Origin of the sequence: Mesorhizobium sp. CAU 1732 (assembly GCF_039888675.1) — a bacterium.
GTDB lineage: Bacteria > Pseudomonadota > Alphaproteobacteria > Rhizobiales > Rhizobiaceae > Aerobium.
On the sequence record NZ_JBDQQR010000003.1, the window covers coordinates 182,110 to 205,403 of the forward strand.

At 64.8% G+C, this 23,294-nt stretch carries 16 protein-coding genes; 7 read left to right on the forward strand and 9 right to left on the reverse strand.

What is annotated here, in order from left to right:
- The first annotated feature begins 7 nt into the window (after positions 1-7).
- The 5 genes from AAFN55_RS22555 to AAFN55_RS22575 are packed head-to-tail and all read left to right on the forward strand — an operon-like array spanning position 8 to position 5,607.
- A complete protein-coding gene (locus AAFN55_RS22555) occupies positions 8-1,648 on the forward strand; it encodes an AMP-binding protein (protein WP_347801232.1) in 1,641 nt (546 codons plus the stop codon).
- Positions 1,649-2,830, forward strand: coding sequence for a thiolase family protein (locus AAFN55_RS22560; protein ID WP_347801233.1), 1,182 nt, complete (start codon positions 1,649-1,651; stop codon positions 2,828-2,830).
- Positions 2,827-4,080 (forward strand): SDR family NAD(P)-dependent oxidoreductase, encoded by a 1,254-nt coding sequence (locus AAFN55_RS22565; protein ID WP_347801234.1) that lies wholly within the window; start codon positions 2,827-2,829, stop codon positions 4,078-4,080. Before AAFN55_RS22560 ends, AAFN55_RS22565 begins: the two co-directional genes overlap by 4 nt.
- Positions 4,077-4,877 carry a cyclase family protein gene (locus tag AAFN55_RS22570; protein WP_347801235.1) on the forward strand — a complete coding sequence of 267 codons (801 nt, stop codon included), beginning with the start codon at positions 4,077-4,079 and terminating at the stop codon, positions 4,875-4,877. The genes AAFN55_RS22565 and AAFN55_RS22570 overlap by 4 nt, the downstream gene beginning before the upstream one ends.
- Position 4,878: 1 nt before the next feature.
- On the forward strand, positions 4,879-5,607 hold the full coding sequence (locus tag AAFN55_RS22575; RefSeq protein WP_347801236.1) for an SDR family oxidoreductase: 729 nt from the start codon (positions 4,879-4,881) through the stop codon (positions 5,605-5,607).
- Position 5,608: 1 nt separating this feature from the next.
- Here the strand turns inward: AAFN55_RS22575 and AAFN55_RS22580 are convergent, their stop codons facing one another.
- The 6 genes from AAFN55_RS22580 to AAFN55_RS22605 form a co-directional block, all read right to left on the reverse strand.
- Complete coding sequence (locus AAFN55_RS22580; protein WP_347801237.1) at positions 5,609-6,364, reverse strand: ABC transporter ATP-binding protein; 756 nt, start codon at positions 6,362-6,364, stop codon at positions 5,609-5,611.
- Between the two features lies 1 nt (position 6,365).
- A complete protein-coding gene (locus AAFN55_RS22585; protein WP_347801238.1) occupies positions 6,366-7,205 on the reverse strand; it encodes an ABC transporter permease in 840 nt (279 codons plus the stop codon).
- Between the two features lie 11 nt (positions 7,206-7,216).
- Entirely contained in the window at positions 7,217-8,158 is a 942-nt protein-coding gene (locus AAFN55_RS22590; protein ID WP_347801473.1) for an aliphatic sulfonate ABC transporter substrate-binding protein, read from the reverse strand.
- Positions 8,159-8,388: 230 nt separating this feature from the next.
- The gene (locus tag AAFN55_RS22595; RefSeq protein ID WP_347801239.1) at positions 8,389-9,699 is read right to left on the reverse strand and encodes an HlyD family type I secretion periplasmic adaptor subunit; all 1,311 of its coding nucleotides are present in this window, start codon (positions 9,697-9,699) and stop codon (positions 8,389-8,391) included.
- Positions 9,696-11,420 carry a type I secretion system permease/ATPase gene (locus tag AAFN55_RS22600; protein WP_347801474.1) on the reverse strand — a complete coding sequence of 575 codons (1,725 nt, stop codon included), beginning with the start codon at positions 11,418-11,420 and terminating at the stop codon, positions 9,696-9,698. Before AAFN55_RS22600 ends, AAFN55_RS22595 begins: the two co-directional genes overlap by 4 nt.
- Before the next feature lie 226 nt (positions 11,421-11,646).
- A complete protein-coding gene (locus AAFN55_RS22605) occupies positions 11,647-17,880 on the reverse strand; it encodes a peroxidase family protein (protein WP_347801240.1) in 6,234 nt (2,077 codons plus the stop codon).
- 552 nt (positions 17,881-18,432) lie between these two features.
- Between AAFN55_RS22605 and AAFN55_RS22610 the strand changes: the two genes are divergently transcribed.
- Positions 18,433-19,869: an ATP-binding protein gene (locus tag AAFN55_RS22610; protein WP_347801241.1), complete on the forward strand. Its 1,437-nt coding sequence runs from the start codon at positions 18,433-18,435 to the stop codon at positions 19,867-19,869.
- Positions 19,870-19,873: 4 nt separating this feature from the next.
- The gene (locus AAFN55_RS22615) at positions 19,874-20,554 is read left to right on the forward strand and encodes a response regulator transcription factor (protein WP_347801242.1); all 681 of its coding nucleotides are present in this window, start codon (positions 19,874-19,876) and stop codon (positions 20,552-20,554) included.
- Positions 20,555-20,726: 172 nt separating this feature from the next.
- On the opposite strand, the gene AAFN55_RS22620 is transcribed toward AAFN55_RS22615, so the two are convergent.
- From AAFN55_RS22620 to AAFN55_RS22630, 3 genes are all read right to left on the reverse strand, one after another.
- Entirely contained in the window at positions 20,727-21,503 is a 777-nt protein-coding gene (locus AAFN55_RS22620) for an SDR family oxidoreductase (RefSeq protein ID WP_347801243.1), read from the reverse strand.
- A gap of 74 nt (positions 21,504-21,577) precedes the next feature.
- Positions 21,578-22,360, reverse strand: a complete 783-nt coding sequence (locus AAFN55_RS22625) for an SDR family oxidoreductase (RefSeq protein WP_347801244.1) — start codon at positions 22,358-22,360, stop codon at positions 21,578-21,580.
- Between the two features lie 200 nt (positions 22,361-22,560).
- The gene (locus AAFN55_RS22630; protein WP_347801245.1) at positions 22,561-23,103 is read right to left on the reverse strand and encodes a 2,4'-dihydroxyacetophenone dioxygenase family protein; all 543 of its coding nucleotides are present in this window, start codon (positions 23,101-23,103) and stop codon (positions 22,561-22,563) included.
- Between the last annotated feature and the right edge of the window lie 191 nt (positions 23,104-23,294).

A 23,294-nucleotide genomic window follows, 5' to 3' on the forward strand; every position in this document is an offset into this window, starting at 1 on the left:
GGCAACCGTGGCAGGACAAATCCCGGATGACGCAACGGTCTACGGCGCGGTCAAGTCGGCGTCGGAGCGGTTCGGCGCGCGCGATTTCCTGAACGTCCTTCCGGAAACCGCGGCAGTCTACGGCATCGAGCCGCGCGCATGGACCTACGCGCAGGCATTCGCGGAGATCGAGCGTCTTCGTCTGGCCTATGAGGCGGCTGGCTACCGCGCTGGTGGCCGCGTAATGCTCCTGATGGAGAATCGCCCGGCCTTCTTCCTGCACTGGTTTGCGCTGAATGCGCTGGGCCTGTCGGTCGTGCCGGTCAACCCGGACCTGCAATCGTCCGAACTCGACTACATGGCGGGCCATGCCGAGCCCGTGCTCGCCGTAGCGATCGCCGCGCGCGTCTCCGACCTTGAAAAGGCGAGCGCGTCATCGGGCGTCGGATTTCCGGTGATCACGCCGGAGGATGCACCGCCTCCCCTCTCCGACCACCTGGCCGGTTTCTGCAAGGATGCATCTGCAACCCCGCTGCGCCGCGAGGCGGCGATGCTCTACACCTCCGGCACGACCGGGAAGCCCAAGGGCTGCGTCCTGTCGAACCTCTATTTCCTCGCGGCGGGCCGTTGGTATGCCGATGCCGGCGGCTATTGCAGCCTGACGGAAGATGGCGAGCGCATGATCACGCCGTTGCCGATCTTCCACATGAACGCCATGGCCTATTCACTGATGGCGATGGTCTCGGTCGGCGGATGCCTCACCGCGCTCGATCGTTTCCACCCGCGAAGCTGGTGGCAAAGTGTGCGTGACAGCAAAGCGACCTGCCTGCACTATCTCGGCGTCATGCCGTCCATGTTGATGAAAGCCGAACCCTCCGCCGCCGACCGCGACCATGCGGTGCGCTTCGGATTCGGCGCGGGCATCGATCCGAAGCTTCACGGCCCGTTCGAGGATCGTTTCGGCATTCCGCTCGTCGAAGCGTGGGCGATGACGGAGACCGGCGCCGGCGCGGTGATCGCGGCAAACCACGAGCCGCGCAAGCGCGGCACGAGCTGCCTTGGTCGCACGCGCGACGGCGTCGAGGCGCGGATCGTCACCGACGCCGGCGAGGATGCGGCTCCGGGCGAACCCGGCGAACTGCTCGTCCGCCATGCCGGCGAAGACCCGCGCTACGGCTTCTTCACCGAATACTACAAGAACGCGGACGCCACCGCCGAGGCATGGGACGGCGGCTGGTTCCACACCGGCGATATCGTCGCCCGCGACGCCGACGGCGACGTCTTTTTCGTCGACCGCAAGAAGAACGTCATCCGCCGCTCCGGCGAAAACATCGCGGCCGTCGAGGTCGAATCGATCCTGATGCAGCACCCCGACGTCCGGGCCGCCGGTGTCGCCGCACTGCCGGACGAACTGCGCGGCGACGAGGTCTTCGCCTGCCTCGTCGTCGATGGCGGCGGCGACGAGGCCAAGGCGCGCGCGATCGTCTCATGGTGCCTTGAGCGCGTCGCCTACTACAAGGCGCCCGGCTATATCGCCTTCGTCGACGCCCTGCCGCTGACCGCGACCCAGAAGATCCAGCGCAGCGAACTGAAAGGTCTCGCCGCACGTCTCGCGCTCGATCCCGCGACGGTGAACACCTGCGCGATGAAGAAGCGGCAGGCAGCCTAGATGGCATCTTGCTTTCAGCGACGAGGTTATGACGGCGTCGTGCTCGCGGCACCGGCGACCGTGCCTTACGAGCGCTTCTCGACGCAGACCGCGCATTGGTGGATCGCGCGCGCACTATCCGCATCTATAAGACAGGCCGGCCTGTCACCGCAGGAGATCGACGGATTCTCCGTATCGAGCTTCAGCCTGTTCCCCGACACCGCCGTCGGGTTGACCCAGCATCTCGGCCTGTCGCCGCGCTGGCTGGACCATATCCCGATGGGCGGCGCGAGCGGCATTGCAGCGATCAGGCGCGCGGCACGTGCCGTACAGGCGGGTGACGCGCGCGTCGTTGCCTGCGTCGCGGGCGACACCAACCACGTCGACAGTTTTCGCCGCATGCTGTCGAGCTTCTCGCGCTTTGCACAGGACGCGTCCTATCCCTACGGGGCCGGCGGTCCCAACGCCTGCTTCGCGCTCCTGACCGACCATTACATGACGGCCTACGGCGCGACCCGCGAGGATTTCGGCCGCATCTGTGTCGCCCAGCGCGCCAATGCGCTCAAAAATCCCCATGCGGTGATGAAATCTCCGCTCACGATGGATCAATATCTCTCGGCCCGCATGATCTCCGACCCGATCGCGCTGTTCGATTGCGTCATGCCGGTCGCAGGTTCCGAAGCGTTCCTTGTCATGCGCGAGGACGACGCGAAGGCCGCCGGCATCCCCTACGCCCATATCCGCTCGACGATCGAGCGCCACAACGCGTTTCCCGAGGACCCGATCCAGATGCGCGGCGGCTGGGCGATGGACATCGATGAACTCTATGCAATGGCCGACGCGAAGCCGGCCGACATGGACCTTTTGCAGACCTATGACGACTACCCGGTGATCTCGATGATGCAGGTCGAGGATCTGGGCTTCTGCGCGAAGGGAGAAGGCCCGGCCTTCCTGCGGGACCGCGATCTCACCGTCGACGGCGACCTGCCACACAACACCTCTGGCGGGCAGTTGTCCGCCGGACAGGCGGGCGCGGCCGGCGGTTTCATCGGCCTCGTGGAAGCGATCCGGCAGGTGACCGGGACCGCAGGCCCGACGCAGGTGAAGGACGCAACGACCGCGCTCGTATCCGGCTTCGGCATGATCAATTACGATCGTGGCGTCTGCTCCAACGCGGCGATCATCTCCGGGACGAACGCATGACGACACCCATCGCGCCGCCGCCGAAAAAGAACCCGCAGACGCGAGCCCGCTCGCCGTCCCAGCCCGAAAAGGCGCGCAGCCGCGCAGCCCTCGGCCTGACGGCCGCAGCCGCCGAAGGTCGGTTCATGCTGCAATGCTGTACCGAATGCGGCACGCTGCAATATCCGCCCCGCGATGCCTGCCAGCGCTGTCTGGGCATCGACCTGCAGTGGCAGGATGTGCCGCCGTCCGGCAAGCTGATCGCAGAGACGACGGTGCGCACCAGCACGAACGTCTATTTCCGTGAACGCACGCCATGGCGTGTCGGCACGGTCCTGCTCGATGCCGGGCCGTCGATCATGTGCCATCTCCATGGCGACGTCGAGCGCGGTGCGCGCGTGACACTCGTCAACCGCCTCGACCGTTCCGGTCGCGGCGTCATCCTTGCCATGCCGACGACGCCAACGCCCCATATGGAGGACGATCCGATCGTGCGCGAACTGAGCTGCGACCCGAAATTCCGGCGCATCCTGATCACGGATGCGCGCAATGAAAACACAGTCGCGCTTGCCCGCGCGCTGGCCGATGCCGGCGCCTCGGCGATCTTCGTCGGTGAATCGGAAAGCTGGCGGCCCTACCCGCACCGCGATCAGCTCGCCGACATGCCCAAGGTCTCCATCCTGCCGCTCGACGTGACCGACATTCGATCCGTGAACGAACTCTGCGGCGAGATCGGCGGCAAGGTCGATATCCTCGTCAACAATGCGCGCTTCATGCGACCGGGCGGCATCATGGATCGCGGCGACACGGTCTTTGCGCGCGAGGAGTTCGAGGTGAACGTGCTCGGCCTGATGCGCCTTGCGCAGACTTTCGGCCCGGCGATGCGCGGTCGCGGCGCGGACGGCACCAACAGTGCCGTGGCGTGGGTCAATCTCCTGTCGGTCTACGCCTATTCCAACATGCCCGCCTTCGGTTCGTTCTCCGCATCGAATGCGGCGGCCATGTCGGCCTCGCAATGCCTGCGCGCGGAATTCGCGCCCGGCTGCATACGTGTCATGAACGTCTATGCCGGGCCGACCGACGATGAGTGGCACCAGCCGCTTCCGCCACCCAAGGTCGCGCCCTCGGCGCTCGCCAAAGCCGTCGTCGCGGGTCTCCGGGACGGTCTCGAAGACGTCTATGTCGGCGACGTCGCGAAAGACTTCATCGAGCGCTGGCGGCAGGGGCCGAAAGTGCTCGAACTGGAAATGACGTCTGGAGGTGGAGCATGAACATGCCGAACGGAACCGAACTCCTCGGCCAGATGGGTGTTGCGATCGCCACTGGCGCGATCGAGGTCGTCGATCTCACGCACACGCTCGACCCGGATTTTCCTGTCATCGTCCTGCCGCCGGAATTCGGCCAGTGCGCGCGGTTCCGCATGGAGGAGATTTCCGCCTACGATCATCGCGGCCCCGCCTGGAAGTGGAACAACTTCACCTGCGGCGAGCATACGGGCACGCATTTCGACGCCCCGTCGCACTGGATTTCCGGCCGCGACGTGCCGAACGGCAGCGTCGATACGATCCCCGTCGAAAACTTCGTCGGACCGGTCTGCGTAATCGATTGCTCGCAGGGCGCCAGCACGGACGATGATTTCGAGCTGACGCCGGACATCATTCTTGGCTGGGAAAAGACCCATGGCCGCATCCCGGCGCAAAGCTGGGTTCTCATGCGCACCGACTGGTCGAAACGCCGCGGCGCGGCCTATCTCAACATGCGCGACGATGGCCCGCACTCGCCCGGCCCGACGCCTGAGGCGATGCGCCTGCTCGTCGATGAGCGCGGCGTGCGTGGTTTCGGTACGGAGACGGTCGGCACCGATGCGGGCCAGGGCGCGCACTACACCCCGCCCTACCCCGCGCATTTCTACCTGCACGGCGCGGGCCGCTACGGCCTGCAGTGCCTCAACAATCTCGACCGCCTCCCGCCGACCGGCGCGATGCTGATCGCGACACCGTTGAAGATCAAGCAGGGAACCGGCAGCCCGTTGCGCGTCATTGCGCTCGTTCCGGGACAAGGGAACTGAGATGAGCGAGACCTACACGGCCATCATCACCGGCGGCAACAAGGGCATCGGCGCGGATCTGGCGCAGCGCATGCTCGGCGAAGGCTACCACGTGATTTCGGTCGCGCGACGCCCGCCAGACTTCACGCATGACAGGCTCTCGTCGGTCGAGGCCGACCTTCTCGATCCTCAGGCGGTGAAGGAGGCGGCGTCGGAGATCGCGGCGAACCACGACGTGTCGCATCTGATCCACAATGCCGGACTGATCTGGCCGAACCTCGTGGAAGAAGCGAAACCCGAGGACATCACCGGCCTTGCCCAGCTTCATCTCGGATCGGCGCTCACCCTGCTTCAGGCCGTGCTGCCCGCCATGAAGGCGCGTCGTTTCGGGCGCGTGATGTTCAACGCGTCACGCGCGGCACTGGGTGCGCCCACGCGCACCGCCTACAGCGCCTCGAAAGCCGGCATGATCGGCATGGCGCGGACATGGGCGCTCGAACTCGCCAAACATCAGATCACGGTGAACGTCGTCGCACCCGGCCCGATCCTCACCGACAATTTCTGGGGCATCGTGCCGAAGGGCAGCGACGCCGAAAGCACGCTCGCCACCCGCATTCCGGTCGGTCGTCTCGGCACCGTCGAGGACGTCACCAACGCCTTCATGTTCTTCTCGGACCCGAGGAACGGCTTCGTCACCGGCCAGACGCTTTACGTCTGCGGCGGCGCGAGCGTCGGAACCCTCCAAATCTGAGCTATTCGGCCGCCATACGCTGCGCCTCGCTCAGCGAGCGATCGAGGGCTACCCGCAACTCGTGCTTGAGGGTCTCGAAATCCCCGGCATCGCGATCGCGCGGCCGCGCGATCCGCACGTCGAGGATCGCATCGATGCGGCCCGGCCTCGGCCGCAGGACGACCACCCGGTTGGCCACCACAAGGGCTTCCTCGATATCGTGCGTCACGAGAACCAGCGTCGGGCGGCTCTTTTCCCAGAGCTTGACCAGGTGATCCTGAAGGCCCGCGCGCGTCAGCGCGTCGAGCGCCGAGAACGGTTCGTCGAGCAGCAACACGCTCGGGCCTGTGACGAGCGCGCGGGCGAGTGCCACGCGCTGTGCCATCCCGCCGGACATTTCGCGCGGCCATTTGCCTGCCTGCTCCGCGAGGCCGACGCTCTTCAGCGCTTCGTGCACGCGGCTGCGGCGCTCCTCGGCCGCAACGCCATCGAGCCCGAAACCGACATTGTCGGCAACGCTCAGCCAGGGCAGCAGGCGCGGTTCCTGAAACACCAGACCGACGGCCGGATGCGGTTGCGAAATGCGCTCTCCATCGACCCGAACCTCTCCGCCGGTCGGCTGGTCGAGCCCCGCTATCAGGCGCAGCAACGTACTCTTGCCGCAGCCCGAGCCGCCGACGATCGCGACGGCTTCCCCGCTTTGCATCGACAGGGTGAAGTCGTGGAGAGCGGCGGTGCCGTTCGGATAGGTTTTTGAGAGATGTCTGAGTTCGAGCATGTCAGGTGCTGCTCTCGTAGGAATCCTGCCAGCGCAGGAATGGCGTGCTCGCAGCGACGATCAGCGCATCGGTGATCTTTCCGATGACCGCGAAGACGAGAATGGCCGCGACGATCTGGTCGGGCTTGCCGAGTTGCTGGCCGTCGACCAGCAGGTAGCCCAGCCCTTCGGCCGCGCCCATGATCTCGGCGGCCACCACGAACATCCAGCCAAGCCCCAGGCCCGTCCGCAGCGCGAGAACGACGTTCGGCAGGATCGCCGGCACGAGGATGCGCGTCACCAGCTTGTATCCCTTGAGCCGGAAGATGCGGCCGACCTCGACGATCTTGCGATCGACGCCGAGCACCGATCCGGTGACACCGAGATAGACGGGAAAGAACACGCCGACCGCGATCAGCGCCACCTTCGATTCCTCGAAAATGCCGAGCCAGAGGATGAACAGCGGAACCCATGCCAGCGATGGGATCGCCCGAAGGCCCTGAATGGTCGGATCGACGAGCGCTCTGAACAGGCGCGAATAACCCGCCACAGCCCCCACCGCGATGCCCAGTGCAGCACCCAGTAGGAACCCGACCGCCACCCTCCAGAGCGTCGCGCCGATATGGATCAGAAGCTCGCCGTCTTCGGTCAGCGACCACAACGTCGCGGCGATGCGGCTGGGTGGCGGCAAAAGCCGCCCTTCCGCCCAACCGGCCTGCACGGCGACTTCCCATCCTGCCGCGAGCGTGACGGGAAGGATGAGCCCCAGCATGGCCGATCGCCAGAAGCTTCCGGGCCGCCGGCCCGTCGAGGTCGTGGCCACATTCGCAGCCGTCGGCAGCACGATGTCGACGGTTGTCATGGCACGCCTCCTTAGTCTTCGGAGGGGTGGTAGCTTGGGTCGATGAGGTTGTCGACCACTGCCTTCACGTCGACGCCGTTCTCGACGACGCCTGCACTCTGCAAAGCGAGACCCGCCTGAAGGATGGTTTCCTTCTGGTCGTCGCCGATCCGGCTGTGTGTGATTTCGGTCCGCTCGATCTGGCGTGCGATCACCTCTTCGGGAAGCCGCGCGACCTCGACAAGCGCGGCGACGAGTTCAGCCGGGTTCTCGATGGAGTATTCACGCGCACGCTCATACGCCTCGATGACGCGCGTGACGAGTTCCGGGTTCTCCTGAGCGAAGGCCTCGCGCACATTGAGGACACCCCAGCTATTCAGCTCCGGCTTGCGATAAAACAGTTCGGCGCCGTCCTCGACTTCCGCGGCTGCCATCAGCGGGTCCAGTCCCGCCCACGCATCCACGTCGCCGCGCACCAGCGCGGCCTTGCCGTCCGGATGCTGCAGAAGCACGAACTGCACGTCCTTTTCGGTCAGTCCGTGGTCCGCCAGCGCACGGATGAGAAAGATGTGCGGATCGGTGCCGCGCGTGACAGCGACGCGCTTGCCTTTCAAATCCTCGACGGCACCGATGTCGCTGCCTTCCGGCTTCACGAGCGCGGTCCACTCGGGACGCGAATAGACATAGACGGATTTGATCGGATTGCCGTTGATCTTGCCGATGAGCGCGGCGGCCCCGGCCGTCGAGCCGAAATCGATCGAGCCCGCATTGAGGAATTCCAGCGCCTTGTTGGACCCGAGCGACTGAACCCAGCGCACGGAGATGCCGTCTTCCTTGAGGCTTTCCTCGAGCCATCCGTTCTTCTTGAGCAGCAGGCCGACCGGATTGTAGGTTGCGAAGTCGATCGTGACCTCCTTCACCTGCGCGAACGCCGGCGAAGCGAGGCCAACGGAAGCGAGCGTGGCAAGGGCCATGAATATACGTCGCGATATGCCGGATTTCGACATGAGTTCCTCCTCTTCAAAGTGAAGGCCCCGCCGACCTCTCGGCAGAGCCAGTCATTCAATCCGGCAACGATCCGAATTCCATCAATTCGGAGGTTAGGGTGCGGGCGACAGGGCTAGAAAGCACAGGGTGCTAATTTGCGATCGGAAATCGGAAAATTTGTCGCCGTTGCGCCGCAAGCCGTCGGCATGGCCGCCGATCAGTCTCCCCTGAACGCGCGCATCAGATAATCCGCGAGCGGCTTCACGAGATAGGACATGACCGTTCGATATCCGGTCTGGACGAAGGACTCCACCGGCATTCCGGGCGAGAGCGCCTTGCCCTCCAGCTTCGCGCTTTCCCCCGACATCAGCGAAATCCGGACCGGGTAATATTGCATCCCCGTCCGCGCATCCTCCACGAGGTCGGCCGCGACGACCTTGACCTCGCCCTTCAACTCCGGCGTCGTGCGTTGGTTGAATGCGGTCAGGCGCAGGATTGCCGGTTGGCCGACATAGATCTGGTCGCGATCCTGCGGCTCGATGCGTGCCTCGATCGAAAGATCGCCTGTATCCGGCACGATCAGCATCAGGGCAGCCCCCGCTTCGATCACGCCACCGACCGTATGGGCCGAGAGCTCGTGCACGATCCCGTCCGCCGGTGCGCGCAAATCGATGCGCTGGAGCTGATCCAGCGCCGCGGATTTCCGCTCGACGAGCTCCGTCGCCTTTTCGCGGACCTGCGCGAGTTCGCCCGCGACTTCGGCGCGAAGATCCTCGTCGATCTGAAGCTGCTGCAGCTTCACTTCCGCGATGCGCCCCTTGGCCTGCGCGATCTCGGCGATCGCCTGCCCATGCGAGCCGCGCATTTCGCTCTCGTCGCGCCGCAACTGCATGAGCCGTGTCACGGAAACGAGCTTCTTCGTATAAAGCTTCTCCAGTCCTTCCAGCTCCTCGCTGATGAGTTCGATGCCGTTCTCGAACGCGCTCACCTGAAGGTGCAACCCGCCGATCTGCTGCTCGGATTGAAGGATGCGCTCCTGAAGCTGGGCGCGCTGGCCATCACGAACGCTGCGTCGCGACCGGAAGAAGGACAGTTCGGTTTCCATCAGCGTTTCCAGTTCCGCTGCGTCGATCCGCGCGCTCAGTTCGCGCGGCAAATCGATGCCGTCGAGACCGTCCCGCTCCGCCTCGAGCCGCTCCTGCCGGACGGCGAGCGCGTCGAGGTTCTTGGTGATGACGCCGAGATTGGCGCGCGCCACCGTCGGGTCGAGGCTCATCAGGACATCGCCCTCGCGAACGCGCTCACCGTTCTTCACGTTGATGCGCGAAACGACGCCGCCGAACGGGTGCTGCACCTTCTTGACGTTCGCATCGACCACGACGTGCCCGCTGGCGAGGATCGCTCCGGACAGTTCGGTCGTGGCCGCCCATCCGCCGAAGCCGAGGACGAGAATGCTCGACGCCAGCATCGCGGTCCGCAAATGGCGATCGATCGATCGGTTCGCGGTCTTTTCCGGGGTCTTTTTCATGATGCTGCTCCCTTCAGACCGACGACCTCGAACGGCGCGGCGGTGGGCATCTTTGCCGGCGTCGCGACGGGCCGCACCAGCTTGCTCAATATCTCTTCCTTGGGCCCGAAAGCTTTCGAGCGCCCCTCGGCCATGACCAGAACCTGATCGACGCCGGCAAGCGCGCTCGGCCGGTGCGCGATGACCACGACGATGCCGCCTCGGTTGCGAATGCCGAACAGCGCGTCGGTCAGGGCCTGGTCGCCCTCATTGTCGAGATTGGAATTCGGCTCGTCGAGAACGACGAAGAACGGATCGCCGTAGAGCGCTCGTGCAAGCGCAACGCGCTGACGCTGGCCGCCTGAAAGTGCCGCACCCGCCTCGCCGATCTCGGTGTCGTAGCCTTCGGGAAACTGCAGGACCATTTCGTGGATGTTGGCCGACTTCGCGGCTGCGATGATCGCCTCTGGCTCGGGATTCTCCTCGAACCGGCAGATGTTCTCGGCAATCGTGCCGGCGAACAGTTCGACGTCCTGCGGCAAGTAGCCGATGTGCTTGCCCAGCGCCTCGGATGTCCAGTTGTCGATGGCCGCACCGTCCAGCCGCACCTTGCCGCGCCAGTTCGGCCAGATGCCGACCAGCATTCTGGCGAGCGACGATTTTCCCGATGCGCTCGGACCGATGATGCCGAGCCCGTCGCCGGCTGCAAGGCGCAGGCTGACACCATCCACCAGAAGCCGGTTCGATCCGGGCGCGCCGCCGCTCACCATATCGACCGACAGCGACAGCCGCGGCGCGGGAAGCGCCAGGGGCGGCTTCGCATTAGCACGGGCGGCGACGTGTTCCTTGATGCGCCGCCAGCTCTGCCGCGCGGAGGTAAAACTCTTCCAGTTGGCGATCGCCAGTTCGACAGGCGCCAGAGCGCGCGAGGCCAGGATGGAGCTTGCGATCATGACGCCCGGCGTCACCGCGCCGCCGATCACCAGATAGGCGCCGATGGCGAGCACGGCGGACTGGATCAGGAGCCTGACGACCTTCGACACGGACCCGAAGCCGCCGGTGATGTCCGACATGCGCTGCTGGTGCCCGACGAATTGCGTGTTGGCTTGCGACCATCGATCGCCGAGCCGGCCTGCCATCCCCATCGCGTGAACGACTTCGGCATTGCGCTGGCCGGCAGTGGTCACGCCGTTGCGGCGCTGCTGGGCCGCGCCGGATTCCCGGCTGGTGCGCCGGGACATCATTTCGGTCAGCAGCGTGACGATGACGAGCAGCAACGCGCCGCCAAGGGCGGTCAGGCCGATCATCGTGTGGAACGAGAAGCAGATGAACAAATAGAGCGGCATCCACGGCAGGTCGAACAGAGCCGACGGACCCGCGCCGGAGAGAAAGCTCTTCACCTGGTCGAGATCGCGCAGCGGCTGCTGTCCGTCGCCGTCGCGCTTGCCCGAAAGCGGCCGCGCCAGAACGCTCTTGAAGATTCCGACGCCGAGCGTCTCGTCGATCGCGACACCGATGCGCGAAAGGATGCGTCCCCTCAAAATATCGAACAACGCCTGAAACGCGTAGAGAAGAACGACGATCGCCGCCAACCCGATAAGGGTCGGGATGCTGCGGCTGGGAAGAACCCGGTCGTAGATTTCGAGCATGAACAACGAACCGGTCAGATGCAGCACGTTGACGATCGCGCTCAGGAGGGCGACGCCGATGAATGCCCGTTTGCGCGATGCGATCGCTGCCATTTCCTGTGAAGTCGACACGGTTTGCCCCCTGTGCCACTGGCCTGTCGAGCGGATCTCTCCAGGCGTTTCTGTGCTGAAAGGGTCGGGCCGGACTGTTGCCTGAACTGTCCGGCCCTCTCCATCGGCGTGGCGTTCCTCGATGCGGTACGGGAGTCCGACCGCATCGAGGCTGCCTAGGCCACGCCCATCCGTGCGATCGCGAGGCGCGCGACCGTCGAGACGCGACCTAGAGCAGGAAGTCCGCCGCCGTCAGGTTTCCGGTGCCCGTGATCACGAACGAGGCATCGACGTCATTGCTGCCGTCATTGTCGATCTCGACCACGGTGTTCCCACCTTCGAACCGGAACCGAACCTGATTGACGCCACTCGACGCGAACGCGGTCGTTCCGATGAAGGTGAACGTACCCGCGATTCCGCTGAGGTCGATCAGATCCCCGACCGCCGCGCCGCGTCCGTCAAACCCGGTGATGGTGTCTCGCGTGGCCGCTGTCGTCCCGGTGTCGGTCATCGCGTTGAAGTCGAAGACGTCGTTGCCGGCCCCGCCATTCAACGTATCGGCGCCCGCGCCGCCATTGAGCGTGTCGTTTCCGCCGCCACCATTGAGGGTGTCGTTGCCGGTATTGCCGGTCAGGGTATCGTTGCCCGTACCGCCGGTGATGACGTTGTTCAACGTATTGCCGTTTCCGACGAAGTTGCCGCCATTGGTCTTGGTCAGGTTCTCGACATTTCCGCCGAGCGTATAAGTGGCGAGCGTCGTCTGGACGCCATCCGTCCCGCCGCCGGCACCCTCGGTGACCGTATCCGCGGCGCTGTCGACGACGAATGTGTCGTTTCCGGTGCCGCCGATCATCGTGTCATTGCCGGTGCCGCCATCGAGAATGTCGTTGCCGCCAAGCCCGATCAGCGTGTCGTTGCCGCTGCCGCCACTGAGCGTGTTGTTTCCCGACCCGCCGGTGATGACGTTGTTCAACGTATTGCCGGTTCCCGAGAACGTTCCGCCATTGGTCTTGGTCAGGTTCTCGACGTTTCCGCCGAGCGTGTAGCTGGCAAGCGTCGTCTGAACGACATCCGTTCCGCCGCCGGCACCCTCGGTGACCGTATCCGTGGCGCTGTCGACGACGAATGTGTCGTTTCCGGTTCCACCGATCATCGTGTCATTGCCGGTGCCGCCATCGAGAATGTCGTTGCCGCCAAGCCCGATCAGCGTGTCGTTGCCGCTGCCGCCACTGAGCGTGTTGTTTCCCGACCCACCGGTGATGACGTTGTTCAACGTATTGCCGGTTCCCGAGAACGTTCCGCCATTGGTCTTGGTCAGGTTCTCGACATTTCCGCCGAGCGTGTAGCTGGCAAGCGTCGTCTGGACGATATCCGTTCCGCCGCCGGCACCCTCGGTGACCGTATCCGTGGCGCTGTCGACGACGAATGTGTCGTCGCCGGTTCCACCGATCATGCCGTCATTGCCGGTGCCGCCGTCGAGCGTGTCGTTCCCGTCGCCACCGATCAGCGTGTCGTTTCCGGCCCCGCCATTCAGCGTGTCATTGCCGGTCCCTCCGTCGAGAACATCGACGCCGCCCAGCCCGCTCAGCGTATCGTTGCCGCCAAGGCCACTCAGCGTGTTGTTGCCGTTGCCGCCGTCTATCACGTTGTTCAGCGCGTTGCCGGTACCGGAGAAATTACCCCCATTGATGAAGACCAGGTTCTCCACATTGGCACCGAGCAGATAGGACGCCAGCGTCGTTTCGACCGTGTCGGTTCCCTGACCGGCCAGTTCGGTGACGACGTCCAGAGCTGAATCGACGAGGTAGGTATCGTCACCGATGCCGCCGATCATCGTGTCGTTGCCCGTTCCGCCGTCCAGCGTGTCGTTGCCGGTGCCGCCGTCGAGCAGGTCGTTGCCCGCCATGCCGAGCAGCGTGTCGTTGCCGCCGAGACCGGACGCGTTGTCCTGCCCTGCCGTGCCGATGAAGGTGTTGACGCCTGCGGTGCCGACATAGAGGTCGCCGACCACCGTGGTCACGGCCGATATGCGCTGCTCCACATTGCCCAGCCCGTCCGTGAAGGTCGCCACGACGCGCAGCGGCCTGTTCACATGGGTCTGGTTGGGCGTGAAGTTCGCGTTGGTCGCGCCGGCGATGTTGACGAAACCTGCGCCGGTATCCTGCTGCCACTGATAGGTGACGCTTCCCGGCGTGATCCCGTTGCCGTCGGCAATCGTGCCGATCGACGCGGTAAGGACCTGCCCCTCCGTCGGCGTCATGTCGCTTATGGCAGGTGCGCCGGTCGCGGCTGCGTTGACGAGTGTAAGCGTCTGGTCGGCGAACCGCGCGGCCTCGATGTTCGTCAACGTATCGACGCCATCGGCCTGCGTTCCACCGGTATGCGTGATGACGAAGCGACCGGCTGCGTCCCGGCTGATCGTGTATTCGGCGCGATTGCCGGAGAACACGGCCGTATCGATGTCGCCTGCCCCGTTCGCCGTCAGGATTTCACGAGCGATCACGAGCTGTCCGGGATTGATCGTGCCCGCGAACATGGCGGCCGCAAGGGTCGTCATGCTGGTGTGGCTGGCGATTTCCGGCCCGGTGCCATCGGCGTTCTGGCGAACGCTGATGCGCACGTTGAGCCACTTGTCGCCGTCGATGATGTCGTTGCCGCCACCGCCGGTGATCGTGTCGTTGCCGTCGCCGCCCAGGATGATGTCGCCGGCGCCGAACGAGGTCACGCCCGCTCCCAGAACCGCCTGGAGGCCGTTGATGAGCGCGATACCGTCCGCATCGAGATAACTGCCGCGATAGCCGCCGCCGGTGCCGCCCTGCGCTGTCGGCAGCAAGCTCGTCGCGTCCTCATCCGTGCCGTGCAGGATATCGTCGAAGCGCGTTCCCGACAGACCCTCGACGGATTCGTACTCGTCGAGCGCTGCGTTTTCAGGCAGGACCGGGCTCTCGTCGAAGATGATCGGGATGGACAGGTCCGCGTTCACGCCGCGCGTGTTGTCCTTGTAGGTCGCCCAGTCGAAGCCGGACATGCCCACCATCTTTCCGCGCCCGGCACTGCCGACCATGATGTCGTCGCCGCCCTCGCCGATGAACTCGTCGAAGCCGCCGTCGCCCAGGAACACGTCGTGTCCGTCGATGCCGTCATGGGCGAAGACCTCGTCGAAATTGTCGCCGGGTGCGCCGTCGAACGTGCCGGTTTCGATCCAGTCATTGCCTTCATTGCCGAGAATGCGTTCGGCGTTCTTGTTGCCGTAGATGAAGTCGTCGCCCTCGCCGGCGAAGACTTCGGAGCCCTCGTCTGTGCCGAGGAAGACGAAGTCTTTGCCCGCGCCTGCAAGCACGAGATCGAGGCCGGGACCGGCATGGATGACGTCGTTGCCGGCGCCGCCCTTGATGTTGTCGTCACCGCCCTGGTCCACGATGATGTCGTCGCCATCGCCGCCATTGATGATGTCGTTGCCGAACCCGCCATCGAGCCGGTCATTGCCGCCATCGCCGTAGAGCGTGTCGTCGCCGATGCCCGCGATGAGGATGTCGTTGCCGTTGGTGCCACCCAGAACGACGTGGTCGCCGCCGGTATAGCGCAGGTAGTTGCTGTCCGGGCCGACGGTCGCGGGATTGTTGCGGATGACGAGCTGGGTGAGGATGCCCTCTCCAACCGGATCGCCGCTCTCCAGTGTCCCATTGCCGTCGAGATCGTTGAACTGACGCGTCTGGTCGACTTCGAGGATGAGGCCGGGGGTCGAGAACACGTCCGACGGCAGATGCGTGGCATCGGTGTTGCGCATGATCATCGCCGCGAAGGAGTTGTTCTCCATCTCCCCGAAGAGGTGCAGCCCGTCGAGGCGCTGCAGGTAGTAGAAGCGGTCGCCGCTCTGCAGCATTTCGAGCTGGATTTCGAAGACGTAGCCGAAGGTCGAGCCGAGCATGCCGCCGAACGGCATGATCTCTTCCGCAAGGCCGCCGATCCACAGATCGATATTCTCGAGGCCGCCGAGATCAGTGGCATACGCGCCCGTGCCGTTCAGGAAGTCCTCGGCATCGGCAGGTACGACCAAGCCACCGAACGACGTGCCGGTGATGATCGTCAGCGCAGCGTCGCGCTTGCCGTCGATCGTCGTCTGGCTGGTGATCAGCGCATGCGTGCCGTAGGCCGCGATGAAGTTGATGATCGATGCCTCGTTCTTCAGATGGCCCGCATAGTCGATCCAGCTCTCATAGGGCTTGAGCAGGACGTTCTGGTTGCTGGCTTCGTAGAACTGCCGCCGCACTTCGTTCAGCCCGGGAACGCCGGTATCGCGTCCGCGCGCCAGGTTGATGGTCGCGAGGTCGAGCGGCAGGCCGAGAAGGTTGTTGCGGAGCGCCGAGGTGACGAACTCGTCGATCTCGTTGCCGACCTGCCGCGTCATGCCCCGGATGATGGCACCGGCCGCGATGTCTGCATCGACGGTCGTGGTCCCGCCATTGTTCTCGAACTGGAGCGGATTGAGGAAGCCCTCGATCAGGCTGATGTGATCCGCCTGGAACGTCGGATCGAAGCGGTCGATCGATTCGGTCAGCATCGAGTGGCCGAAGCGATAGACCACATGCGCGAACTCGGCGACGATCGACGGGTTGAGCGTCGCGTCGAAGCCGTCCGGCACGAGGAAGGTGTTGATGCTCGGCGAAACCTTGCGGGCGAACTCCTCGAAGACCAGATGCTGGTACTGCATCTCGGTGCCGAACTTGGCCGCCTGGAACAGACGTTCCCCGTCCCACACCAGCCCGGCGCCGGAGCCGGGAACCGCCGCCACGTCGTCGACCAGCCATTCGTTGAGGAACGCAACGGCTTCGGCCTGCGTCGCGCCGTTTGCCAGCATGGCCGCCGCATCCGACAGGACGACGTCCTTGGTGTGCTGCACCAGCCGGTTGTGCTCCGAGTGGAAGACGTGATGGACCGCCGTCAGGCCGATATTCTCGTTGGCGCGGCCATCGCCGGCGACATAATGCGCGTCGAGAAGCTCGTCGTCATACTGGCCGTCGGCTGGAATGTTGCCGCCGATCTCGGTGTCGCCGTCTTCCAGGCCGTCCGGCACGGCATTGTGCGCGATGTCGGCCAGGAATGCATGACCGGTGCGGATCGCGGTATAAGGCGGCACATGGGCCGGATCGTCCACCAGAATGCCCAGCCCGCCATTCGCCGAGGGATCGCCCTCGATCAGGCCGGCGGTGGTGACGATCTGCGGATAGCCGTTCGGTCCGCGCAGGAAGTTGCCATACTGGTCGGTCGCAAGAAGCGGCACGTTGCCAACGTCGATGTCGCGCAATTGAATGCCGAGAAGATCGGCGGCTTGCGCTTTCATGTCGCCCCATGTCGCCATGCCGCCATTGCCGCCTTGGATCAAATTGCCCGTCGCGACTGGATCACCAGCGGCATTGAGAACGTACTCGCGCAGGAACACCTGATGCGAGGCGTGAGACGCATAGGTCTGGTTCTGATCCACGAAAGCCGTCGTCGTATTGATCGGGCGAACGTCGTCAGCCGTACCGAGAATGCCGTCTGCGCCGGGCGCGACCGTAGCGCGCGTCAGAACCATGAAGTTGGTGTTGCTGCCTTCGACATAGAGCGGATCGTCGGGCATCAGCGGAATGAACACGGTCCCGCTGCCGCCCTTGCCGACCAGGTCGAGACCGTGATCGAAGAACTGGCCGAACAAGGTGAACCATGAGTTGAACGAGGCCGACAGGCCTTCGTCCGGCGCGACGTTGGGTAGCGATATATTCGCGCCTTCCATCTCGATGCCGTTCGCCTCGAGCAGGGCGTCGAGCGCGCCGCTGGCGCTGGTGAGCGCCGCCTCGGCGTCTGCGAGCTGCTGAAGGGCCGCCGCCGCTGCGGCTGCCAGGTCCGGATCCTCGGGATTGGCCGCCGCGGCCGCAGTTGCGGCTGCCGACGCCACCTCGGCGGCCGTTACCGCCTCGAAAAGCGGCTCGATCGCGTCGTAGGCCGCGCTGATCGTGCCCATCACCGCCATCTGCTGAGCCGCTGGAACGATGCTCGCGCGCTGGAGCGCGACGAGGATGGCCGCCGGATTTCCAAGCGTCTGGTCGACGATCAGGTTCGAGATCGTGCGCACCGTCGGGTCGAAGACGTCACCGGTGCCGGCCGATCCGGGACCGTCATTGTCGGCGCCCGGATTGTAGCTGACGGGCATCGGGCCGAGCGGCCCCGCGCCGTCCGGGTCGACCATGATCGTTCGGAAATCGGTGCCCAGTCCTTCCGGGAAGGGCTGATCGGCGGAACCCCATTCCTCTTGCCCGGGCAGGAGGTGATTGTAGGTGCCGTCCACCGTGCGCAGGCCCCACGAGATGTTGTAGGAGGGGATCTGCCCCCCGGGCCCGTAAAGCGGCACGCCATCGGCATGCGCCTCCGCGATTCTGATCTGCGCGAGAATGAAATCGAGATCCGACCGAATATAGGAAACCATGACGCCCTCCGTTGGTGCCATTACACCGTTCAGTTTCAGCGTCGGACGATGCGCTTGGGAGGATTCTTTGCCTATACGGACAAAGGCCCGCGGCATCTGTGGACGAATGGCCGGCCGATATCGGACTAAGGTCTGGTCGAGACTGAGACGAAGGGCGGGAGTGCCGGCTGCCCCTCGTGAAGCCGCGACCATGCCGGAACGCTGATTGACCAAGCATCCCGCGAGGTGCCGCCGTCCGGAACGAGCGCATTGCATCTGCGAGGCCGCGCAGCCCTCAGCCGGGCCGAACCACTCGCGCCTCCCGCTTCTGCACGTCTGGAGGTGATACTGCAAAAGCCGTAGGCGGCCCTCTTTAGAACGCCACGCGCCCGATCGAGTATCACAACGGTGATGGATCACAGCAGCACGTTCATTTTGCTGGCCAATCACCGACCTGTTACCCAATCCAGGACAAGATTTGGCAGATCGCGACAGCATGTGCCTTCTGAAGTGTCGCCGCCGCTTTCTGTTTGGGTTTCGATTCAAATTATTACGGTCCGGGGGGTCCTTCCAGTGAACACCCGCATCCATGCGATGCAGCAACCGATGCATCTGTCAGTGCCCCGGCTCTGGCGCGACCTGACGCTTGCGAAGAAGTTCGCCATCCTCGCGCTCGCGCTGTCCTTCGTCAGCACGCTGACGCTCGGCAACTGGGTCTCCACCAAGATCGAACAGACGGCGGTGGCGCGCGAGGCGGGTGCCGCAGCGAACTACATCGGCCACTTCGTCTCCCCGGCCGTCCAGGAGATCGGAACGCGAGGGCGTCTCTCGCCCGCACGCCTCGATGAGCTGGACGTCATCCTGAACTCGGCCGCCGTGCGCCTGCGCGTGGTGGCGATGAAGGTATGGGGTCTGGACGGCCGCATCCTCTACAGCAGCGATCGCGCATCCATCGGCGACATCTTCCCGATCGACGATACGCTCGAGCGCGCATTGGAGGGCTCGATCGCCGCCGAGTTCAACGAACCGGGGCATGAGAGCGCGGCCGAAAACGAACCCGGGCATGAAAGCGCGGCGGAATACGCAGACCGTGGCATCCTTCTCGAAGTCTACGCCCCCGTGCATGCGGAATCGACCGGCAAGGTCATCGCCGTCGCAGAGTTCTACGAACAGGCGGACGATCTGTTCCTGCATCTGAGGAACGCGAAGATCCAGGGCTGGATGGTGACTGGCTTTGTGCTTGTCTCGATCTTCGTCGGCTTCTCGACGCTGGTCGGCGACGGCAGCCGCACGATCGAGCTGCAGCGCGACGAACTGACCCGGCATATCACCAGCCTGTCCCGTGCGATCGCCAACAACTCCGAACTGCGCGAGCGCATAGAGCGGGGCGCACGCAACGTGATCGAGGAGAATGAACGGTTCCTGAGCGGCATCGGCTCGGACCTTCACGACGGGCCCGCGCAGTTGATCAGCCTCGGCCTCCTGCGGCTCGACGCGATCGAAGCCGCCGAGGCCGACCCCGACCGCGCAGCCGTGCGCGCGGCGCTGACCGAAGCGATGGCGGAAATCCGCTCGATCTCCGCAGGACTTCTGCTGCCCAATTTCGAGAATATCGGGCTGAGCGAATGCCTCGCGATTACCATCAAGAGTCACGAAGACAAGACCGGAAAACCGGTCACGGCCAGCTTCGACAATCTGCCGGCGACCTGCCCGCCCTACATCAAGATCTGCCTGTGCCGCTTCATTCAGGAAGGCCTGTCGAACGCGTTCCGCCATGCGGGCCGGGCCGACCACCATGTTCTGGTGGTCGCGGACCATGCCGGCATCCGGGCCGAAGTGCGTGACAATGGTCCGGGCATCGCCCCCGGACAGGCATCCGATTTCTCCGGCCGGCTGGGTCTGATCGGCCTTCGCGGCCGGCTGGAAAGCATACGAGGAACATTCACGGTAACAAGCAGCGCGGCGGCGGGGACGACGCTGACGGCTTGGCTGCCTTTGGGAGCGAGCTAACGACATGGAACACCGGATCCGTATTGCCGTGGTCGACGATCACCCGCTTTTCCGCGACGGCGTCGTCCACACATTGAGCATGAATGATGGCTTCGAGGTCGTCGGCGAAGGCGCAAGTGCTGCCGACGCCATACGTCTGGCCCGCGATCTGCAACCGCATGTCATGCTGCTCGACATGAAGCTGCCCGGCGGCGGCCTGGAGGCCGTGGACGAGATCATGCTGGGTGCGTCACACCCCAACATTCTCATGCTGACGGTGGTGGACGAGGAGGAAAGCGTGGCTAACGCATTCCGCAGCGGTGTCCGGGGCTACCTGCTGAAAGGCGTCGGCCGGAACGAGCTCGTCGAGACGGTGAAGTCCGTCGCCCAGGGAGACCTCTACGTCTCGCCGCAACTGGCCGCCAAAATGCTCGGCCGCCTGTCCGCCCCAAGCGTCGCCCTCGACGGGCATGCCAATGAGGCGATCGAGCTGACCGAGCGCGAGGAACAGGTGCTCAAATTGCTGTCGCACGGCCTGAGCAACAAGGAGATCGCCTACCGCCTGCAACTCAGCGAGAAAACGGTGAAGTACTATCTCACCCATGTCCTGAAGAAACTCAGGCTGCGCAATCGCGTCGAGGCAGCCTTGTTTGCGTCGAGCCGCATCCCGTTCGCGGTGAACGGCAGCCGTCTCACACCGGCCTGATGCGTTAAAGCACGGACCGGAGAATCGCCGCGCAGTCGGCGGTGGTCAGGCTGCGCGGTTGGTCCGGTGGCTGTGGCGGCAAGCGCCCGCTCGCAGGTCCATGCGACGACCTCCTGCGTGACGCCCATGTCCGACAGCGTCTTCGGAATGCCGAGCCGGCGATGTCCGAATTTCACGTGGTGAGGTAGCCGCCGTCGATCGGCAGGATCGCGCCGGTGACGAAGGCGGCGGCAGGCGAGGCGAGGAAGAGCACGCCGCCGACGATGTCCTGCGGCTGGCCCCAGCGCTTCATCGGCGTGCGCGAGAGAATGGCCTCGCTGCGCTCCGGATCGGCCTGAAGCGCTTCCGTCAGCGGCGTCGCGATCCAGCCGGGCGCGACCGCGTTGACGCGAATGTTGTCGTCCGCATAGGCGATGGCCAGCGACTTGGTGAGCTGGACGATGCCGCCCTTGCTCGCGGAATAGGCCGGCACGAGCCCGCCACCCTGGAAGGAGAGCATGGAGGCGGTGTTGACGATCGCGCCCTGACCCGATTTCGCCAGGAGCGCACGCGCCGCGCTGCATGTCCGCATCGTGCCGTTGAGATTGATGTCGACCACCGACGCGAAGATGTCGGGGTCGAGTTCGTGGCCGCGCCGAATGATGCCGGCGCAGTTGACCAGAACGTCGAGCCGTTCGAACGAGCCGATCAGATCGGTGACGGCCTCGCCGTCGCGCACGTCGAGCTCATGAAACACGATGCCGGCATGACCCGGCTCGCTCTGTGCCCGCTCGACTTCGGCAAGCGTGGCGCCCGTCGCGACGACGCTCGCGCCCGAACTCACGAAGCCCGATGCGATCGCCGCGCCGATGCCCGACGTTCCGCCGGTGACGAGGACGCTCTTGCCTGCGAAGAAGACGCGCGCCCAGTCGGTCGCCAGCGTCTCCGCCTGTGTGACGGCAACGTTCATTGGTCCTCCTCCCGCGCTGTCATCGCGCGTGGTTCGCGTGGCGCGCCGGACGAACCCGGCGCGCGATCGCGGGCTTAACCCAGTGTCGAGTTGAACGCGCCGCCGTCGAGCAGCAGGTTCTGGCCGACGATGTAGCCGGCATAGGCGCTGCACAGGAATGCGCAGGCGGCGCCGAATTCCTCGGTCGTGCCGAAACGCCCCGTCGGGTTCGCGGCATGGGCTTCCGCCCTCGCCTCCTCGACCGAGATGCCCTTGCTGCCGGCGGTGTTCTTGATCAGCGATTCGATACGGTCAGTGTCGTGCTGGCCCGGCAGGAGGTTGTTGATCGTCACGCCATACTGCGCGACCTGGCGCGACGTGCCTGCGACGAAGCCGGTCAGGCCGCTTCGCGCGGCACCCGACAGACCGAGGGCTGCGATCGGCGACTTCACCGACCCCGACGTGATGTTGACGATGCGGCCCCAGCGGCGCTCGATCATGCCCGGCAGCACGGCCGTCATCAGATGGATCGGCGAGAGCATGTTGGCGCGGATCGCGGCCTGCCACTGATCCTCACCCCATTCATGCCACATGCCGGGGGGCGGGCCGCCCGCATTGTTGACGAGGATGTCGGGGGCGGGTGCTGCCTCGAGCAGCTTTGCGCGGCCCTCCGGCGTCGTGACGTCGGCGGCGACCGGCGTCACCTTGATCCCGTATTTTTCGGCGATCTTGCCTGCGGTTTCCTCGAGCGGGCCCTGCGTGCGTGCGGCGAGCACGATATCGACGCCGGCTTCTGCGAGTTTTTCAGCCGAGCCGCGGCCCAGCCCCTTCGATCCGCCGCAGACGATTGCGGTCTTGCCCTTGATTCCCAAATCCATGACGTGCTGCTTTCACTCCTTGGCCCATACGGACCCTGACTTCTGTGCGTATCCCGCCGCCTGGAGGCGACGGGACAACTTAGACCATCCCGCTCAGGGCTGGAACGTGTAGCCGACGCCAATCGCGGAATCGGCCGGAATGTTCGGCAGCTCGGAGAACAGCTCCGGGCGGCCGTTTGGACCCCGCCTGCCGAGATCCGCTATCTGATGAACTGGTCGATATAGTCCTCGCCCAGGCCGTTCCCGGCGTAGTGCGCGCGGCATTTGTCGATGCGCGTGAACACGTCGTCATAGCCGACAGTGTTGCCGTCGGGATCGACATAGATCATCGCGCCATTGACCTGGAACATCGTGATCATTTCCTCGACATGCGCGTCGACGACGAGCGTATGCGTCTCGCCGGGCGCCTCGTAGACATAAGAGCCTTCCTGCGCGACCCAGTCATGCTCCAGATAGCGCCACTCGCCCTTCAGCACATAGCCGTGCACGGGCAGCGGATGGCGGTGGCGCGACAGAACGCCGGACTTGCGAACCTTCAGAAGGTTCATCCAGTACCCGCGCGACACGCACATCAGGAGCGGCCGGAACCACACATTCTCCTCGACCGGCACCCAGATGCGTTCATCGGTCGGGATGGCGTTCGGCACGACGAGCTCGGGCGGCGATTCGCGCGGCTGCGCCTTGCGGTACGGCACCCACTTGTCGCTGCCCTTGCCGGCGGCCAAGTTCTGATCGTCTGGCATGGGCTCCTCGCAAAGTCCTTGTGTCGACCGGCTTTGTATCCGGCCTGGGTCAAATAGACCACACTGCGGCACCCGGCCTTGAACGACTTTCCACAATGTGGTCATTCGCCCACATTGGTGGCGGAATATTGCCGCGCTTTTCGCGCGCGTCAAGTGTCGTGGGGTGGTGAATGGTCGATACGAGGAACGAG